Below are 15,896 nucleotides of genomic sequence, written 5' to 3'. Positions count from 1 at the left end.
AGTGATTTATCTACAAAGGGATACAAGATGTTGTTACAACCTGCCAATACAGCAAAGGCAAGACAGTTGCTGAACGAGACCATGGCTTTGGTTCTCGCCGGAGGGCGGGGTAGTCGCCTCAAACAGTTAACTGATAACAGAGCGAAGCCTGCAGTCCACTTTGGCGGAAAATTCCGCATCATCGATTTTGTGCTCTCCAACTGCATCAACTCCGGCATTCGCCGCGTCGGTGTGGTAACACAGTACAAATCCCACAGCTTGCTGCGCCACCTTCAGTCAGGTTGGTCTTTCTTGCGCTATCAGATGAACGAGTTCATCGACCTGCTGCCCGCGCAGCAGCGCGTGGACGAGGTCAACTGGTATCGGGGCACCGCTGATGCGGTCTATCAGAATCTGGACATCATCCGCGACCACGGTCCCAAATATATCGTCGTACTGGCAGGCGACCACATCTACAAGATGGACTACGCCGCCATGCTGCTCGACCACGTCAACATGGGCGCCAAGGTGACCGTTGCCTGTATCGAAGTGCCGCGCAGTGAAGCGAGTGCCTTCGGGGTGATGGCGATCGATGGCGATCGCAAGATCAACGCCTTTGTGGAAAAGCCGGTCAACCCGCCTGCCATGCCGGGCAAGGAAGATACCTCCCTCGCCTCCATGGGGGTCTACATCTTCGATGCCGACTATCTCTATCAGCTGCTGGATGAAGACATCACCAACGACGAATCCCACCACGATTTCGGGATGGACGTGATCCCCCGCGTGGTGCGGGAAGGGACGGCATACGCTCACCCGTTTGGCATGTCCTGCGTCGGCTGCAATGCCGAGAAGCGTCCCTACTGGCGCGATGTGGGTACTGTGGACTCCTTCTGGGAGGCCAACATGGATCTCGCCTCCGTCACTCCGGAGCTCGATATCTATGATCAGGACTGGCCCATCTGGACCAGCCAGACCATGACGCCGCCTGCCAAGTTCGTGCAGGACAGAAACGGCCAGCACGGCATGACCATCAACTCGATGTTCTCTGGCGGCACCATTGTCAGCGGCTCCTTTATCCTGAGCTCGGTGCTCTTTACCAATGTGCGGGTTCACTCTTTCTGCACCCTGGATCAGGCCGTGGTCTTCCCCGGGGTCGAGATCGGGCCGGGCTGCCGCCTGCGCCGGGTGGTGATCGACAAGGGGTGCAAGCTGCCGGAAGGGATGGTGATCGGTGAAAACGCCGATGAGGATGCCCGTCGCTTCTATCGCTCCGAACAGGGCATTGTGCTGGTCACCAAAGAGATGCTGGATAAACTCAAGGCGTAATATCACGTCTTGAACGGGGCTCTGGCCCCTATTCGAAGGGGCCATCAGGGCCCCTTTCTTGTTTCTCTTCGCTGTCGAGCCAGCTCCCCTTTATGCTTCTTTTGCCCTCCCCCTTGCGCAACCGTAAACATTTAATTACAAAAACTACTCCCCATCACGCGATGCCTCGCTATTTTATTACCATAACGACTATGTCAACGCGTTTTTATCTGCATAAATGGCAGTAAACCCGCTTGTTTCACTTGATTGTTTGTTTTTACTTGGTAAGGTGAGGGCGGTTGCGTAACAAAGCACGTACCAATGTAAACATAAATGTACGATTGCTTTTAGAATTCAGTCCAGAGAGAACGACATCATGCAAAGAGATCCCCTGAACAACATCCATATCCAGTCCGAACAAGTGATGATCACGCCTGCCCAGCTCAAGGAGAAATTACCTATCTCCGCCAAGGCGCTGGCATTCGTGCAAGGGGCCCGCAATACCATCGCCGATATCATCCACCGCCGTGACCACCGCCTGCTGGTGATCTGCGGCCCCTGCTCCATTCACGACATGGAGGCCGCCAAAGAGTACGCAACCAGACTCAAGGCCTTGCATGATGCCTATCAGGACTCTCTCTACATTGTGATGCGGGTTTACTTTGAGAAACCCCGCACCACGGTGGGCTGGAAGGGCTTTATCAACGATCCCAATCTGGATGGCACCTTCGACGTAGAGCTGGGGCTGCACCGTGCCCGCGAGCTGCTCTGCTCGCTGGCCGAGATGGAGCTGCCGCTGGCGACCGAAGCACTCGACCCCATCAGCCCGCAATACCTGGCCGAGCTCTTCTCCTGGTCGGCCATCGGCGCCCGCACCACCGAATCCCAGACCCACAGGGAGATGGCCTCCGGCCTCTCCATGCCGGTCGGCTTCAAGAACGGCACCGACGGCAATCTGGGCACTGCTATCAACGCCCTGCAATCGGCCTCCTCTCCCCACGCCTTTATGGGCATTAACCAGCAGGGCCAGGTCGCGCTGTTGCAGACCCAGGGCAACCCGGATGGCCATGTGATCCTGCGCGGTGGCAAACATCCCAACTACGACTCGGTCAATGTATCGCTGGCGGAAGAGGCGCTGGAAAAAGCGGGCCTGCAACCGGGGCTGGTGGTGGATTGCAGCCACGGCAACTCCAGCAAGGATCACCGTCTGCAGCCCAAGGTGGCTGACAACGTCATCCACCAGATCCTGGAGGGGAACCGCTCCATCATCGGGGTGATGCTCGAATCCAACCTGTATGAGGGCAACCAGTCGAGCGAGCAACCCAAGTGCGAGATGCGCTACGGTGTCTCCATCACCGATGCCTGCATCGACTGGGAGACCACAGAGGCGCTGCTGGCCCGTTGCCACAGCCAGCTGGCGGCGCCACTCAAGAGCAGAACTGGCGGTTAAGCCGTGATATCTTGATGCAACATATTGAATCACAAGGTGCTGCCGCTGGCGGCACCCACAGGGACTGAAGATGGCTGAAGAGTTGAATGCCCTCAGGGACAAGATTGATGTGGTAGACCGGCAGCTGATCGATCTGCTGGCAGCCCGTCTGGCGCTGGTGGGAGAAGTGGGCGAAGTGAAGAGCCGCCACGGCCTGCCCATCTATGCACCGGATCGGGAGGCCAGCATGCTGGCCCGCCGCCGTACCGAAGCCGAGGCACTGGGCGTACCGGGTGACCTCATCGAAGACGTGCTGCGCCGAGTGATGCGCGAATCTTACGCCAGTGAAAAAGATACCGGCTTCAAGTGCATGAAGCCGGATCTGGGCAAGGTGGTGATCATCGGTGGTCAGGGCCAGCTTGGCCGCCTGTTTGGCCATATGTTCACCCTCTCGGGCTATCACGTCGATACCCTCGAACAGGCCGACTGGCCGCGCGCTGACGAGATCCTCGCCGGAGCCGGTCTGGTGATGGTAGCGGTGCCCATCGACATCACCTGCCAGATCATCGACCGGCTCGGCAACCTGCCCGCAGATTGCCTGCTGGTGGATGTCACCAGCGTCAAATCAGCGCCGCTCGAGCACATGCTGGCAGTACACCGGGGGCCTGTGCTGGGGCTGCACCCCATGTTCGGACCGGATGTGGCGAGTCTCGCCAAGCAGGTGATCGTCTGCTGTCAGGGACGTGACGCTGCCGCCAGCCAGTGGCTGCTGGAGCAGATGACCATCTGGGGCGCCCGCCTGCAGCAAGTGGAAGCCAAAGCCCACGATGAGGCGATGACCTTTATCCAGGCGCTGCGCCACTTTGCCACCTTTGCCTACGGCTGGCACCTCTCGCGGGAAGGAGCCAATCTGGAGCGGCTGCTGGCGCTGAGCTCCCCCATCTACCGGCTGGAGCTGGCCATGGTGGGGCGGCTGTTTGCCCAGGATCCCCACCTCTATGCCGACATCATTTTGTCGTCGCCACAGAACCTCGCGATGATCCGCCGCTACTACCAGAACTTCGGTGAGGCGCTGGGTCTGCTGGAGCGTGGAGACAGGGACGGTTTTATTGAAGCTTTCAGCCAGGTTTCCGGCTTCTTTGGTGACCATGCCGACCAGTTCCTGCGTGAAAGCCGCACCCTGCTGGCACAAGCCAACGATCGCCGCCAGCACAGCTGAGCGAGCCTGCACCAATCGATTGCCAAGGGAAGATGCCTCTCATCTTCCCTTTTTATTGATACGCCCTTAATTGCCACGCTGTTTCTTGGCTCTCCATTTCTTGACTCGCCATCCAAAAGCCCTGGCCTAAACGCAGGTTGGTGATCCTGTTGCAGACCGCACTCTTCCCTTACCAGCACATCAACTGAAAATAGCGACATCGGTTTTCTTGCCTACTGCCAATGGTCGCTCGCTTGCTATCCATCTGACGGCAATCGGCAATCGGCAATCGGCAATCGGCAATCGGCAATCGGCAATCGGCAATCGGCAATCGGCAATCAAACATCGAATTGCAATACAACCGAACGGCCAAGCCACAGGCCCAATCAGCCATATCGGCTATTGGCCTCTTCTGCCACAGATCTGAGGTGGACTAAACCATTGCAGATACACGAAAAGCGATGACGTCCGTCCAACAGCTTCTCAATCAGACAACCCTTTAAGGTCGGCCAGCCCCCTCACTACGTTGAGCGTAACGCTCCAAACCCCGTCAACAGGCCGAGAAGATCGCCATAAATTTAATTTATGCATTTTCACCAAATGACCAAATTTTTGTTTATACCGCACATATATTTCTCCCCCAGCTCCTTCGCAGCCATTCTCCACCGGATAGAGGCCGTGCCCGAGCTTGGGCGGTTCACTCAACAGAACGTAACGCCTGTTAGCCTGAATACATTGATGAGATGCAGGAGCAGGAGCAGGAGCAGGAGCAGGAGCAGGAGCAGGAGCAGGAGAGATTAATCGTGACAACAGCTTTGGCAACTTGGGCAGCAATATGGCTTACCCAGCCACCCATTCAATCGCCACCAAGACAGCAAGAGGCCAAAAAGAAAATGGCCGGATATCAATCCGGCCATTTTATCGCTTGGTCAAAGACTCAAGCTTGGATATCGCTTGTCAGCAACTTCTTATTAGAAGTTGTACTGCAGAGCAACAGTCCACTCGTCGTCCAGCTTCTCGATACCCTGGATTTTGTACTCGGTGTAGGCTTTCAGCTTCGGAGTGAAAGCGTACTGAACACCCAGCAGGGTTTCGTCAACTTGATCTTTGTAGCTAGAGCCTGCCTTCTGGGCATTCTCTTTGGCTTCTTTGAAGTTATAACCAGCAAGGAAGGTCCACGCATCTACGTTGTAAGAGGCAGCGAACTCGTAGCCGCGGCCTTCATCTTTCACGCCTGAGCTCTTGTTCTTAACTTCACCTTCGGTGTAAACACCTGCGAAGTAGAAGCCATTGATTGCATAGTGTGCGCCAACAGCCCACTCGTCTTTCTTACCAGTTTGGCCGTTGACTTTATTTTGCAAGTCAGAGTATGCATAACCTGCATTGAAGCCCAGACCGAAATCGAAGTCATAACCAGCTGCTGCGGCATAAGCTTTCTTACGCTTAACGTCTTTACCCCAAACAGCATCTTCTTTAACTTTCTGACCGACGTCAGTTACTACAACAGCAACATCATCATTGGTTTGGTAGGAAACTTTGCCTTTGAAGCCACCGATAGCGTTGGAGTAAATGATCTGACCTTCTTGGCGACCATCGTAATAGTTACCGGCATCACCCCATTCGTTGAAGATATCGGTCGGCTCCAGAACGTCGTAGAAGGCAGTGTCGGTTTGACCGAAGATGATCTTACCGTACTGAGAACCGTCAAAACCGGCATAGATATGACGCGGGTCGATATCACTAGTTTTGCTACCAGAGTTTTCGGCAGCTACCTGCCATTCGGTCTTGGCGATAGCCGCCCAAGTATTGTTCAGAGCTACTTTACCGGACCAACCCAGACGAGTAGAACCAACCAGCTCAGCTGGTTTGTCGTTAGCATCGCCATAGTAGTTAGCCTGTACACGGCCGTATACGTCGAAATTGGTACCGTCTTTGTCATAGATCACAGCTGCGTTAGCTGCGGACGCAAACAGAGCCGGGATAGCAATAGCCAGAATTGTCTTTCTCATAGTTTCCAATGCCTACTGTAATTAAACACTAAGTCTTTGTTATTCCCTGTGTTAGCGATGTACTTTGCATCACTATGACGGCGAGACTAGCACCGGGTTTTCACAACCGCAACGAAAAAACTTGGAACTTTTTATGAAAAGCATAGTCACCGAGGCAGAAATGTGAGCCAGCTCTCACATTGTCTACCCACCAAAGGAAAACGTTTACAATGCTTTTTGCTGTTTTTTTATACTTGCACAGCCTGTTTTTTAGGTAATTGCAGCTAACTCCCTGATAAACAACCAACCTCATCAGACCAGTGCGAAATGAGGGTGATGAAAGAGCGCCCCTCGACCCCGACAAGGGGATACGGGTATCCTTGGCCTTTCCCCGCGCAACAACCAAACTGGCCTCCTCTTTATGCTGTCAACTCGCCTCAAAGCCACCATTCGTCAAACCTACCGCCAGATTTCGGATGGCTTGCCCGGTTTTGTGCCGCGTAAAGAACAGAATTTTCTGGTTGCCGAGATAGCCAAGACGCTGACCGGGGAGTATGACAAACAGCGCCGTATTCTGGTGGCCGAGGCGGGCACCGGTATCGGCAAGTCCCTCTCCTATGCTCAGGGAGCGATCCCCGTCGCGAGATTGACCCAGAAAAAGCTGGTGATCTCCACCGCCACCGTGGCATTGCAGGAGCAGCTGATCCACAAGGATCTCCCCTTCTATCACCGCCACAGCGAGTTGCCGTTTCGCTTTATGCTGGTCAAGGGGCGCCAGCGCTACTGCTGCGAACATCTGCTGGAGCAGGCTGCAAGCGGTAGCGAGATGGCCAACTTCGAATTCGACTTCGGCGCCCTGAGCAAACACAAGCCGTCCGAAGCCGACAAGAGTTGCTATCAGGCGCTATGGCAGGCCTACACCGAAGGCAAGTGGGATGGTGATCGGGACAACTGGCCCAAACCCATTCCCGACCTTTGTTGGGATCGTATCGCCGCCGATCGCCACACCTGCAACAAAGCGCTGACCCATCATCAACACTGCCCCTTCCACCGCGCCCGCAACGACATGGATGCGGCCGACGTGCTGGTGGTCAACCACGCGCTGCTGCTCTCTGACCTCACCATGGGTGGCGGCATCATCCTGCCGCCACCCGACGAGTGCATCTATGTGCTGGACGAAGCGCACCACCTGCCTACCATCGCCCGCGATCACGGCGCCTCCTCGGCCAGCGTCAAAGGCTCGCGCCGCTGGCTGGAAAAACTGGTGCAAAGTGCCGGCAAGCTGACTCGTACCCTCAATAAAGAGAGCCTCATCGACCCGCAATTGAAGTTGCAGGATGCCCTCGCCTCAATTCAACCCGACCTCAAGGCGGTGGAGCAGTGGCTCGCCAGCAATGACCGGCTGTTTGGCAGCGAGATGCACTACCGTTTTGGCGAAGGAGTATTGCCAGACCCGCTGCCGATGCTGGCGGAAAATCTCAAGGAGTCGAGCAAGAAGGCGCTGCGAGCGCTGGACAGAATGCAGGCAGCCATCGGTGAAGCCATGAAAGATGGCGAGATCCGTCGCAAAGAGGCCGAGCCGCTACTGGCCGAGAGCGGTTTTCATCTGCAGCGGCTGGAGAGTTTCTGCGCCCTGTGGGAGATGTTGGGGCGCCATATTCCCGAGGGGAAGACCCCGCTCGCCCGCTGGATGGCCAAGAGTGACGATGGTGACATCTGGCTGCATGCCTCCCCTATCGAGGTGGGTTATCTGCTGGAAGAGTGGCTCTGGTCCAGGTGCCTTGGCGCCGTACTGGTCTCGGCCACCCTGACCGCCCTCTCCTCCTTCAGCTATTTCCGCCACCAGGTGGGTTTGAAGGAGCACGACGGCACCCGCTATCTGCGCCTGCGCTCCCCCTTTGATTACCAGAAAGCCGAACTCTATCTGCCCAAGATGGCCCATGAGCCCAACTCCCCAGCCTTTACCGACGAGCTGATTAGCGCCCTGCCACGCCTGCTGGCAGGTAAAGAGGCAAGCCTGGTGCTCTTCTCTTCCTACCGGCAGATGAACGAGGTGGCCATTGGTCTCAGGGCAAAGGGACTCTCTTTGCTGGTACAGGGCGAAGCCTCCCGTAACGCCCTGCTCACCCTGCACAAGCAGAAGTGCGACGGCGGTCAGGCCAGCATCCTGTTCGGTACCGGCAGCTTTTCCGAGGGGCTGGATCTGCCCGGTCACTACCTCACCAACCTGGTCATAACCAAGCTGCCGTTTGCGGTGCCCAACTCGCCGGTGGAAGAGGCCACCGCCGAGTGGGTCGAGAAGCGGGGCGGCAATCCCTTTTTGCAACTGACGGTGCCGGAAGCATCGCGCAAGCTCATTCAGGCCTGTGGTCGCCTGATCCGCAAGGAGGCCGATCGGGGACGGGTCACAATTCTCGATCGTCGCCTGCTGACCAAACGCTATGGCAAGGGGCTGCTCGATGCCCTGCCCCCGTTCAAACGGCATATTGAATGACAAACCTAATCACGGTGCTACTCAATCCTAATGAGAAAAAAGATGATATCTGGGTTGATTTTGACCAACTCAAAGAGCAATTGCCGCAGTGGGCCAAACCTGTAAAAATGAGCCCCTGTTTTCAGCAGGCAATCGTCTGACTGTTCAAGGAGATGAAATGAAACTGACTGTTCTGGTACCGGCACTGGCTGGTCTGTTGTTTGCGGGTAGCGCTCTGGCCAATACCCAGGTCGAAGTAAGTGCCCCTTATGTTGCCCAGCTGATCGACGGCCAACCGATCAACCCCAAACTGCTCGACAAAACCAGCACTTTCCCGCTCAGCGCTGGCAAGCATCAGCTGGTTGTTGCTTTTGAAGGAAACTACTCAAGCCGCAACGACATCAAGCTGGTAACTGCCGAACCGCTGGTGCTCAACTTTACTGCCGCCGACAACCAGAAGCTGGTGCTGGACTTCAAAAAGCCCCGCAATGAAATGGAAGCCAAGCAGTTTGTCAAGGATCAGAAAGTCGCTCTGAAAGACGCCGCCAACGGTCAGACCGTGGCCAGCGAGCAGTTCGTGATGCCGAAAGTCGAAGGCTTCCAGCTGACTCGTGACTACCAGCAAGAGCTGATCAATATGGGCAAGGCATTCAACCAGCCCAAGACTGTCGCCATCTCCTCTGCTGCTGTTATGGCTGCCGCCAGCGCACCGGTACAGGTAGCGCCGAGCAAGGCCGAGAGCAATCCGGAAGCCCTGACCCAGCTGCAAAACTGGTACAACAAGGCTGATGCGGAGACCCGCAAAGCGTTCCAGATCTGGGTTATCCAGCAGCAGTAATTGGATGATTCATCCCGCATCGCCGGGAGAGACAAGGGGGAGCCAAGCTCCCCTTTTTCATATCTGCAAAGGCCCTGCCGTCATGTCACTGCGCATCTTCTATCACCCCCTCTACTCTGCCCTGGCCCTGCCGGAGCGCCATCGCTTCCCGCTGGCCAAGTATCAAGCGCTGTTTGAGCACCTTGGCAGCCTCTGCTATCCACTGGCTGAGGCAGCGCCCGCCAGCCGCGCACAGATAGAGAGCGTGCATGATACGGCTTATGTTGAAGCGGCCCTCGCCGGCACCCTCGATGCGAGCGCCATCCGCCAGCTTGGTTTTCCCTGGTCTCCCTTGCTGATTGAACGCACCCTGCGCTCGGTGGGTGCCACCATTGCCGCCAGCCGCCACGCCCTGGATCAGGGTTGCGGCCTGCAAATCTCCGGCGGTTATCACCACGCTCACCGGGATGTTGGCAGCGGCTTTTGTCTCTTCAACGATCTGGTGATCGCCGCCCAGACCTGTCTGGACGAAAAACGCTGCGAGCAGGTGCTGATCATCGACCTTGATGTCCATCAAGGGGATGGCAGCGCAGCCCTGTGCCAAGGGCGGCGGGACATCATTACCCTCTCCCTGCACGGGGAGCACAACTTCCCCCGTCACAAACCCGCCTCCCACATGGATTTCCCTCTGCCAAGCGGCATGGTGGACGATGCCTACCTCACCACGCTGGCAGAGGCGCTCAACCTGGCGCTGCGGCTCTACACCCCCGACCTCATCCTCTATCAGGCTGGCGTGGACGTACACCGGGGCGACGAGCTTGGCTATCTCGCCTTGAGCGATGAGGGAGTGCGCCTGCGTGATGCCATGGTCTTTGAGTGCGCTCGGCAGCACGGCTTGCCCATTGCAGCCGTACCGGGTGGTGGCTACCGGCGCGACTGGCAGCAGTTGATCCCGCTGCATATGTCATTGTTTGCAGAGGCAAAAAAGCGTTACGGCTAGCCGTTAATCTCTGATAACCACCGTTGCAGACAACAACAAGGCGGCTCAAGGGCCGCCTCTGCGTTATATCGCGCGTCATTGCGCCGTATTTATCCCTTATTCGGGAATCGAGGATGGCGCCCTGCTGCTCTCGTTCAGGCGTGGGCCACCGGCGTAGGATGTTTCCCCATGGGGCGCAGCAGCATCAGCAGATAGATAAACGACACGCCGGCGATCATGATGAAGAGCAAGTTGTCCGAAAGGTGCTGCATCAGGAGCGCAGTATAGGCTGGGCCGAGCAGGCTGCCGATGGTATAGCTCAGCAGCAGTGCCTGATTCATCGCCACCAGCTGATGGTGTTCGACCTTCTCGCAGGCCCAAGCCATGGCCACCGGATAAAGAGTAAAACCGGCAGCGCCCAGGATAAACAGGGCCGGCCCCATCGCCACGCCGCCGAGCATGGCTGCGCAACCCAGGATCACCACCAGCACCTGCACCCGCAATACCGGCAGACGCCCGAAGCGATCCGCCAGACGGCCGACCGGCCACTGCCCCAGAATGCCGGCACTCACCATCACCGCCATCCAGTAGCCGATCTCTCCATCGCTCACCCCCTGATGATTGAGGTAGAGCGGCATCAGGCCATAGAGCGACCCCAGCACAATGCCGGAGATGATGCAGCCATCGACCCCGAGCCGCGCCTGCCGCAGCCGTAGCATCGGCCAGACCCGGGTCGTTCCCTGTGCTTCGCTGCCCTCACTGACGATGCGGGTGAACAACAGCGGCAGAATCGCCGCCAATACCAGTCCGGTCGCCCAGGGCAGCACGTCCATCAGGCCGGTCGGCAGCTTGCTGACCAGCAGTTGCCCAAGCACTGTCCCCAGGTAGTAGACCATCATGTAGGCGGCCAGCAGTCGCCCCCGATTGTGCGCGTTGCCGCTGCACATCAGTGCGCTCTCCACCACCACCCAGATCATGGCGCAGCCGATACCGGCAATGAATCGCCAGGCGAGCCAGCTCCAGAAACCGAGGGTGATACCGAGCCCGATACAACCTGCGGCAAAGATAACGGAGGAGAGGTAGTAGCTGCGGTTGAAGCCAAAGCGCTTGATCAGGGTGCCCGCCAGCAGGGTTCCCAGCAGGTTGCCGCTGAAATAGGAGGAACCGACCATGCCTACCTGCCAGGTCGGCAGATTGTCATGGGCCAGCCAGAGCGGCACCAGAGTATTGAGCACCGCGATGGAGAGGGTCAGCAGCAACAGGCCACAGAGCAGCAACAGCACTGGCCGGGTGTATGTGGTCATGGGTAGAACCGTGAGGAGAGTCAAAATGCGAGCGCATCATGCCACTGCCAAATCCATTGTCAATCGGCGCTGCAGCCAAGTCGCAAGGTTTTGTTGCACGCAGTGATTGCTGCGTGATATGCCCCTATTTAACGCCAGCGGTATCCTTTTGATTAACGAGAGATTTGGCCATAAAACCGGGATATGGTCAGTTGAAAATCACCCCCTTCGGCCACCTTGGCTCGCTTTTGCGGCCATAAACAGAAGAGGCGGCCCCGTGGGCCGCCTCTTCTTTAATACCGAGCTCAATGCCGGTTAGCGCTGACGCTTCTTGGCGTACTTGCGACGAGCCCGCGCCTGGCGCTCCTCTTCCCGCTCCGCCTTCTCTTTGGCCTTCTGCTCGGCCTCGGCATCAGCTTCCACGATTTCTACGCTCACCATCTCCGGGGTCTCCAGCGAGATGCGGCCCAGCATCCCCGAGCGGAATTCGTTGACCAGGATCTCGGACGCCTTGTGCAGATCCGCCAGCCCCCCCTTGCGCATGAAGCCGCGCTGGCGGGCGATCAGATCCAGCAGCTCGATCTCGGTCTCGGGCAGCTCTTCAATCTGATAACGCGCCTTGACCCGCTCCGGATACGCCTTGAGGAAGTAATCGGCGGCGAACATGGCGATGTCCGCATAGTCATAGACGGTATCCTTGATAGCCGCCGTGATGGCCAGCCGATAACCGCAGGAGGGCGGGTTGAGCTTGGGCCACAAAAAGCCCGGGGTATCGGTCAGGATGACGTGGTTGTCGAGCTTGATCCGCTGCTGGGACTTGGTTACCCCCGCCTCGTTGCCGGTGCGGGCGATGATGCGCCCGGCCAGGGTGTTGATCAGGGTGGATTTGCCCACGTTGGGAATACCCATGATCATGGCGCGCACGCCGCGCAGCTCCAGATTGCGCTCCGGCAGCATCTCGTGGCAGAGGGTCAGCAGTTGCTTGATCTTCTCGGGCTCCTGCTGGGTCAGGGGCAACGCCTTGATCCCCTTCTCCTTTTCCATGTGGGCCACCCACAGCTCGGTGATCTCGGGATCGGCGAGATCCGCCTTGTTGAGCACCTTGATCACCGGAGTATCGCCACGCAGCTCGGGCACCAGCGGGTTCTCGCTGGAGAAGGGGATGCGGGCGTCGAGCATTTCGATGATGACATCGACCTGGGGCATGACCTCGGCAATCTCTTTGCGGGCCTTGTGCATGTGACCGGGGAACCAGTTGATGGACATATCCGTTACTCTCATCTAGGGACTGCGGGCGCGGGCTTGCAATGAAGCGAGCGGCGAGCGGTGGTGGACGCAGGGCGTCGCAAGGGGGCGCATTTTACCTGCACCCGCCCCGATTTGACAGGCCATTCTAGCCCGCAGGTCCTAAACCGGCCAGATTTCCTCCCGTTTGTCAGCCTTAGCAGGCTGCGCTGCAGAGCCCGATTATTGATAGATAAGTTATTGATACAACATCACATTCAGATATCACTTTCACCGGATTGTCATTCACTCTCACTAAAAGTGTCATCTGCGACCTCTAGGCTGCGCTCAGGTTTTACAAGGAGCGAACCTCGATGAAAAAAATGGCAGGTGTTGCAGTGATGATGGGGGCCGCACTGGTCGCCGGCTGCAACTCAGAAAACAACTCGCAGGAGAACAAACCCGGCTCTGGCGCCCGGAACGTGATCTTCTTCCTTGGCGACGGCATGGGGCTCAACACCCTGACCGCCGCCCGCATCTACGGCGTCGGTGAAGAGGGCAGCCTAACCATCGATACCCTGCCGGAGACGGCCTTCATCAAGACCTTCTCTCACGACTCTCAGGTAACCGACTCGGCCCCCTCCATGTCCGCCTACATGACCGGGATCAAGAGCAACAACGGCGTCATCAGCATGGACAGCGACGCCACTCAGGAGAGCAACTGCAGCAAGAGCGCCGGCAAGCCGGTCACCACGCTGCTGGAGCTGGCCAAGGCCGCCGGCCGCGGCACCGGCGTGGTCACCACCACCCGGGTGACTCACGCCACCCCGGCTGCCACCTATGCCCACCTCTGCAACCGGGATCTGGAAGCGGACATCGCCGCCCAGCTGGTACCCGGCGGAGCCGGTTACAACAGCGCCCTTAAAGGGGGGATAGACGTAGTGCTCGGCGGCGGCAGCAGCTTCTTCTTGCCCAAGGCCGACAAGGGCAAGCGCGAGGATGGCCGCAACCTCATCTCCGAGATGAAGGCCAAGGGCTACCAGTTTGCCGGCAATCTGGACGAGCTGAACAAGGCCGAGGCGGGCAAGCCGCTACTGGGGCTGTTTGGCGCAAGCCACATGAAATATGACCTGGATCGCCCCGCCAGCGAGCCCTCCCTGGCCCAGATGACCCTGGCCGCCATCAAGCAGCTCAAAGACAAGAAACAAGGTTACTTCCTGATGGTGGAAGGGGGCCGCATCGACCACGCCCTGCACGACACCAACGCCAAGCGTGCCCTGCAGGACACCCTCGCCTTCGACAACGCCATCAAGGCGACCCTCGACGAGGTGAAGAAAACTGATCCCGAGCTGAAAAACACCCTGATCGTGGTCACCGCCGACCATGACCACACTCTGGTACTCAACGGCTACGCCAAGCGTACCGGCAAGACCACCGCCGACAACCCCGGCGTGCTCGGGCTGGTGAAGAACTATGAAACCGGCGAGCCGAGCAAGGATGCCGACGGCATGCCCTACACCATCATCGGCTTTGGCAACGGCTACAACCGGGTGGACGGGCCGCGCAGCAGCGTGGCACCGCTGGATGACGCCACCGTCTCCGCCAGCGACTATCACCAGGAGGTAGTGGTCAAGGTGGGTGAAATCGGCAACGAGACCCACGGCGGCACCGACGTCTTCCTCGGCGCCATCGGTCGGGGAGCGGAGAGCTTCCACGGCTCACTCGACAACACCGCCGTGTTTGGCAAGGTCAAGGCTGCGGCCGGGCTGTAAGGAGCATTCCCATGAAAAGAGCCATCAACCAATCCATGAAGCAGAACCTGCATAAAACCCTGGTCAGCACGGCCCTGCTGGCCGCCCTCTGTGGCGCGACCCAGGCACAGGCCGCCGATGCCAAGAACGTCATCCTGTTTATCGGTGACGGCATGGGCCCCACCGTGCTCACCGCTACCCGTCTCTACAAGGTGGGGGAAGAGGGCAATCTGGAGATGATGAAGCTGGCCCGCAGCGCCCGCATCAAGACCTTCTCCAACGATGCCCAGACCACCGACTCGGCCCCCTCCATGGCGGCCTACACCACCGGGGTCAAGATGAACAACGAGGTGATCGCCATGAGCAGCGACACCAAGGCCGTCGCCCCCGGCAAGGACGCCAACGGCAACAAGGGCGTCAACAACTGCGCCAGCGACAACGGCAAGCCGGTGCCCACCATTCTCGAGCTGGCCAAAGCAGCGGGCAAGTCGGTGGGGGCTGTCACCACCACCGAGCTGACCCATGCCACCCCGGCGGCCACCTACTCCCACATCTGCCATCGGGATGCCGCCTACGCCATCGCCGCACAGGCGGTACCGGGCGGCGCCGGCTTCAACCAGGCTCTGGGGAACGGGGTTGATGTGCTGATGGGGGGCGGCGCCAACCACTGGACGCCCTACAACGGTACCAGCAACAAGGGCGGCCGTGCCGACGGGCGGGATCTCACCGCCGAGCTGACCGCTCAGGGCTATCGCTACGTCACCACTCGCACTGACCTTGCCAAGGTCGAGAGCGGCAAGCTCATCGGCCTGTTCAGCGCCAAATCCCACCTCGACTACGAGCTGGATCGGGTCGCCAAGGGGGCAGCCAATACCCAGCCGTCGCTCTCCGAGATGACCGCCAAGGCGATCGATCTGCTGAGCCAGAACAGTCAGGGTTACTTCCTGATGGTGGAAGGGGGCCGTATCGATCACGCCCTGCACGGCACCAATGCCAAGCGCTCGCTCACCGACGCGGTGGCGCTGGACGACGCGGTCAAGACGGCGCTCGGCAAGGTGGATTTGAAAGATACCCTGATCGTGGTCACCGCCGACCATGACCACACCATGACCATCAACGGCTACTCCGCCAAGGGCAACAAGGTGCTGGATCTGGTCAAAAATGGCGACGGCTCGACCCAGAACGACGTGGATGGCAAGCCGTTCACCACCCTGGTGTTCGGCAACGGCCCCAACCGTCCCGACGTGCGCCCCACCCTCACCAGCGATCAGGTGATGGCGGACGACTACCTGCAAGAGACCGGGGTCAAGCTCGGCTCCGAGACCCACGGCGGCGGCGATGTGATGCTGTTTGCTGACGGCGCCGGCAGCAGCCGCTTCAAGGGGACGCTGGACAACACCCGGGTGTTCGGCAAGCTGAAGGAGGCGCTCGGCCTGTAAACGGCAGGGCCCGGCGAGGAGCCGGGCCCTG

At 58.6% G+C, this 15,896-nt stretch carries 12 protein-coding genes; 9 read left to right on the top strand and 3 right to left on the bottom strand.

The window, feature by feature from the left end; translation table 11 throughout:
• Positions 1-27: 27 nt before the first annotated feature.
• The 3 genes from glgC (at position 28) to tyrA (ending at position 3,932) form a co-directional block, all read left to right on the top strand.
• Entirely contained in the window at positions 28-1,305 is a 1,278-nt protein-coding gene (gene glgC / locus I6L40_RS10335; protein ID WP_071911594.1) for a glucose-1-phosphate adenylyltransferase, read from the top strand.
• Between the two features lie 355 nt (positions 1,306-1,660).
• Positions 1,661-2,734, top strand: a complete 1,074-nt coding sequence (locus I6L40_RS10330; RefSeq protein WP_071911596.1) for a 3-deoxy-7-phosphoheptulonate synthase — start codon at positions 1,661-1,663, stop codon at positions 2,732-2,734.
• A gap of 70 nt (positions 2,735-2,804) precedes the next feature.
• Positions 2,805-3,932: a bifunctional chorismate mutase/prephenate dehydrogenase gene (tyrA, locus tag I6L40_RS10325; protein WP_071911598.1), complete on the top strand. Its 1,128-nt coding sequence runs from the start codon at positions 2,805-2,807 to the stop codon at positions 3,930-3,932.
• A gap of 950 nt (positions 3,933-4,882) precedes the next feature.
• On the opposite strand, the gene I6L40_RS10320 is transcribed toward tyrA, so the two are convergent.
• Positions 4,883-5,920 (bottom strand): porin, encoded by a 1,038-nt coding sequence (locus tag I6L40_RS10320; protein WP_216995385.1) that lies wholly within the window; start codon positions 5,918-5,920, stop codon positions 4,883-4,885.
• Between the two features lie 400 nt (positions 5,921-6,320).
• Here I6L40_RS10320 and dinG point away from each other — a divergent pair, with 400 nt between their 5' ends.
• The 4 genes from dinG (at position 6,321) to I6L40_RS10300 (ending at position 10,189) form a co-directional block, all read left to right on the top strand.
• A complete protein-coding gene (gene dinG, locus I6L40_RS10315) occupies positions 6,321-8,393 on the top strand; it encodes an ATP-dependent DNA helicase DinG (protein WP_071911602.1) in 2,073 nt (690 codons plus the stop codon).
• A complete protein-coding gene (locus tag I6L40_RS10310) occupies positions 8,390-8,533 on the top strand; it encodes a hypothetical protein (protein ID WP_158025281.1) in 144 nt (47 codons plus the stop codon). Before dinG ends, I6L40_RS10310 begins: the two co-directional genes overlap by 4 nt.
• A 17-nt stretch (positions 8,534-8,550) precedes the next feature.
• The gene (locus tag I6L40_RS10305) at positions 8,551-9,210 is read left to right on the top strand and encodes a DUF2057 domain-containing protein (RefSeq protein ID WP_071911604.1); all 660 of its coding nucleotides are present in this window, start codon (positions 8,551-8,553) and stop codon (positions 9,208-9,210) included.
• Positions 9,211-9,292: 82 nt separating this feature from the next.
• On the top strand, positions 9,293-10,189 hold the full coding sequence (locus I6L40_RS10300; RefSeq protein ID WP_071911606.1) for a histone deacetylase: 897 nt from the start codon (positions 9,293-9,295) through the stop codon (positions 10,187-10,189).
• Between the two features lie 134 nt (positions 10,190-10,323).
• Here the strand turns inward: I6L40_RS10300 and I6L40_RS10295 are convergent, their stop codons facing one another.
• Together I6L40_RS10295 and ylqF are read right to left on the bottom strand one after the other, a co-directional pair.
• Positions 10,324-11,472 carry an MFS transporter gene (locus tag I6L40_RS10295; protein ID WP_216995384.1) on the bottom strand — a complete coding sequence of 383 codons (1,149 nt, stop codon included), beginning with the start codon at positions 11,470-11,472 and terminating at the stop codon, positions 10,324-10,326.
• Positions 11,473-11,766: 294 nt separating this feature from the next.
• Positions 11,767-12,717 carry a ribosome biogenesis GTPase YlqF gene (gene ylqF, locus I6L40_RS10290; protein WP_203977751.1) on the bottom strand — a complete coding sequence of 317 codons (951 nt, stop codon included), beginning with the start codon at positions 12,715-12,717 and terminating at the stop codon, positions 11,767-11,769.
• Between the two features lie 332 nt (positions 12,718-13,049).
• On the opposite strand from ylqF, the gene I6L40_RS10285 reads away from it, so the two are divergent.
• Positions 13,050-14,447 (top strand): alkaline phosphatase, encoded by a 1,398-nt coding sequence (locus tag I6L40_RS10285; protein ID WP_216995383.1) that lies wholly within the window; start codon positions 13,050-13,052, stop codon positions 14,445-14,447.
• Positions 14,448-14,470: 23 nt separating this feature from the next.
• The gene (locus I6L40_RS10280; RefSeq protein WP_216995421.1) at positions 14,471-15,865 is read left to right on the top strand and encodes an alkaline phosphatase; all 1,395 of its coding nucleotides are present in this window, start codon (positions 14,471-14,473) and stop codon (positions 15,863-15,865) included.
• Positions 15,866-15,896: the final 31 nt, after the last annotated feature.

The sequence above is a fragment of the Aeromonas sp. FDAARGOS 1410 genome (assembly GCF_019048745.1).
GTDB classification, from domain to species: domain Bacteria; phylum Pseudomonadota; class Gammaproteobacteria; order Enterobacterales; family Aeromonadaceae; genus Aeromonas; species Aeromonas jandaei.
The sequence above is the reverse complement of the archived record's forward strand: the minus strand, read 5'-3'. Positions and strand labels throughout refer to the sequence as shown.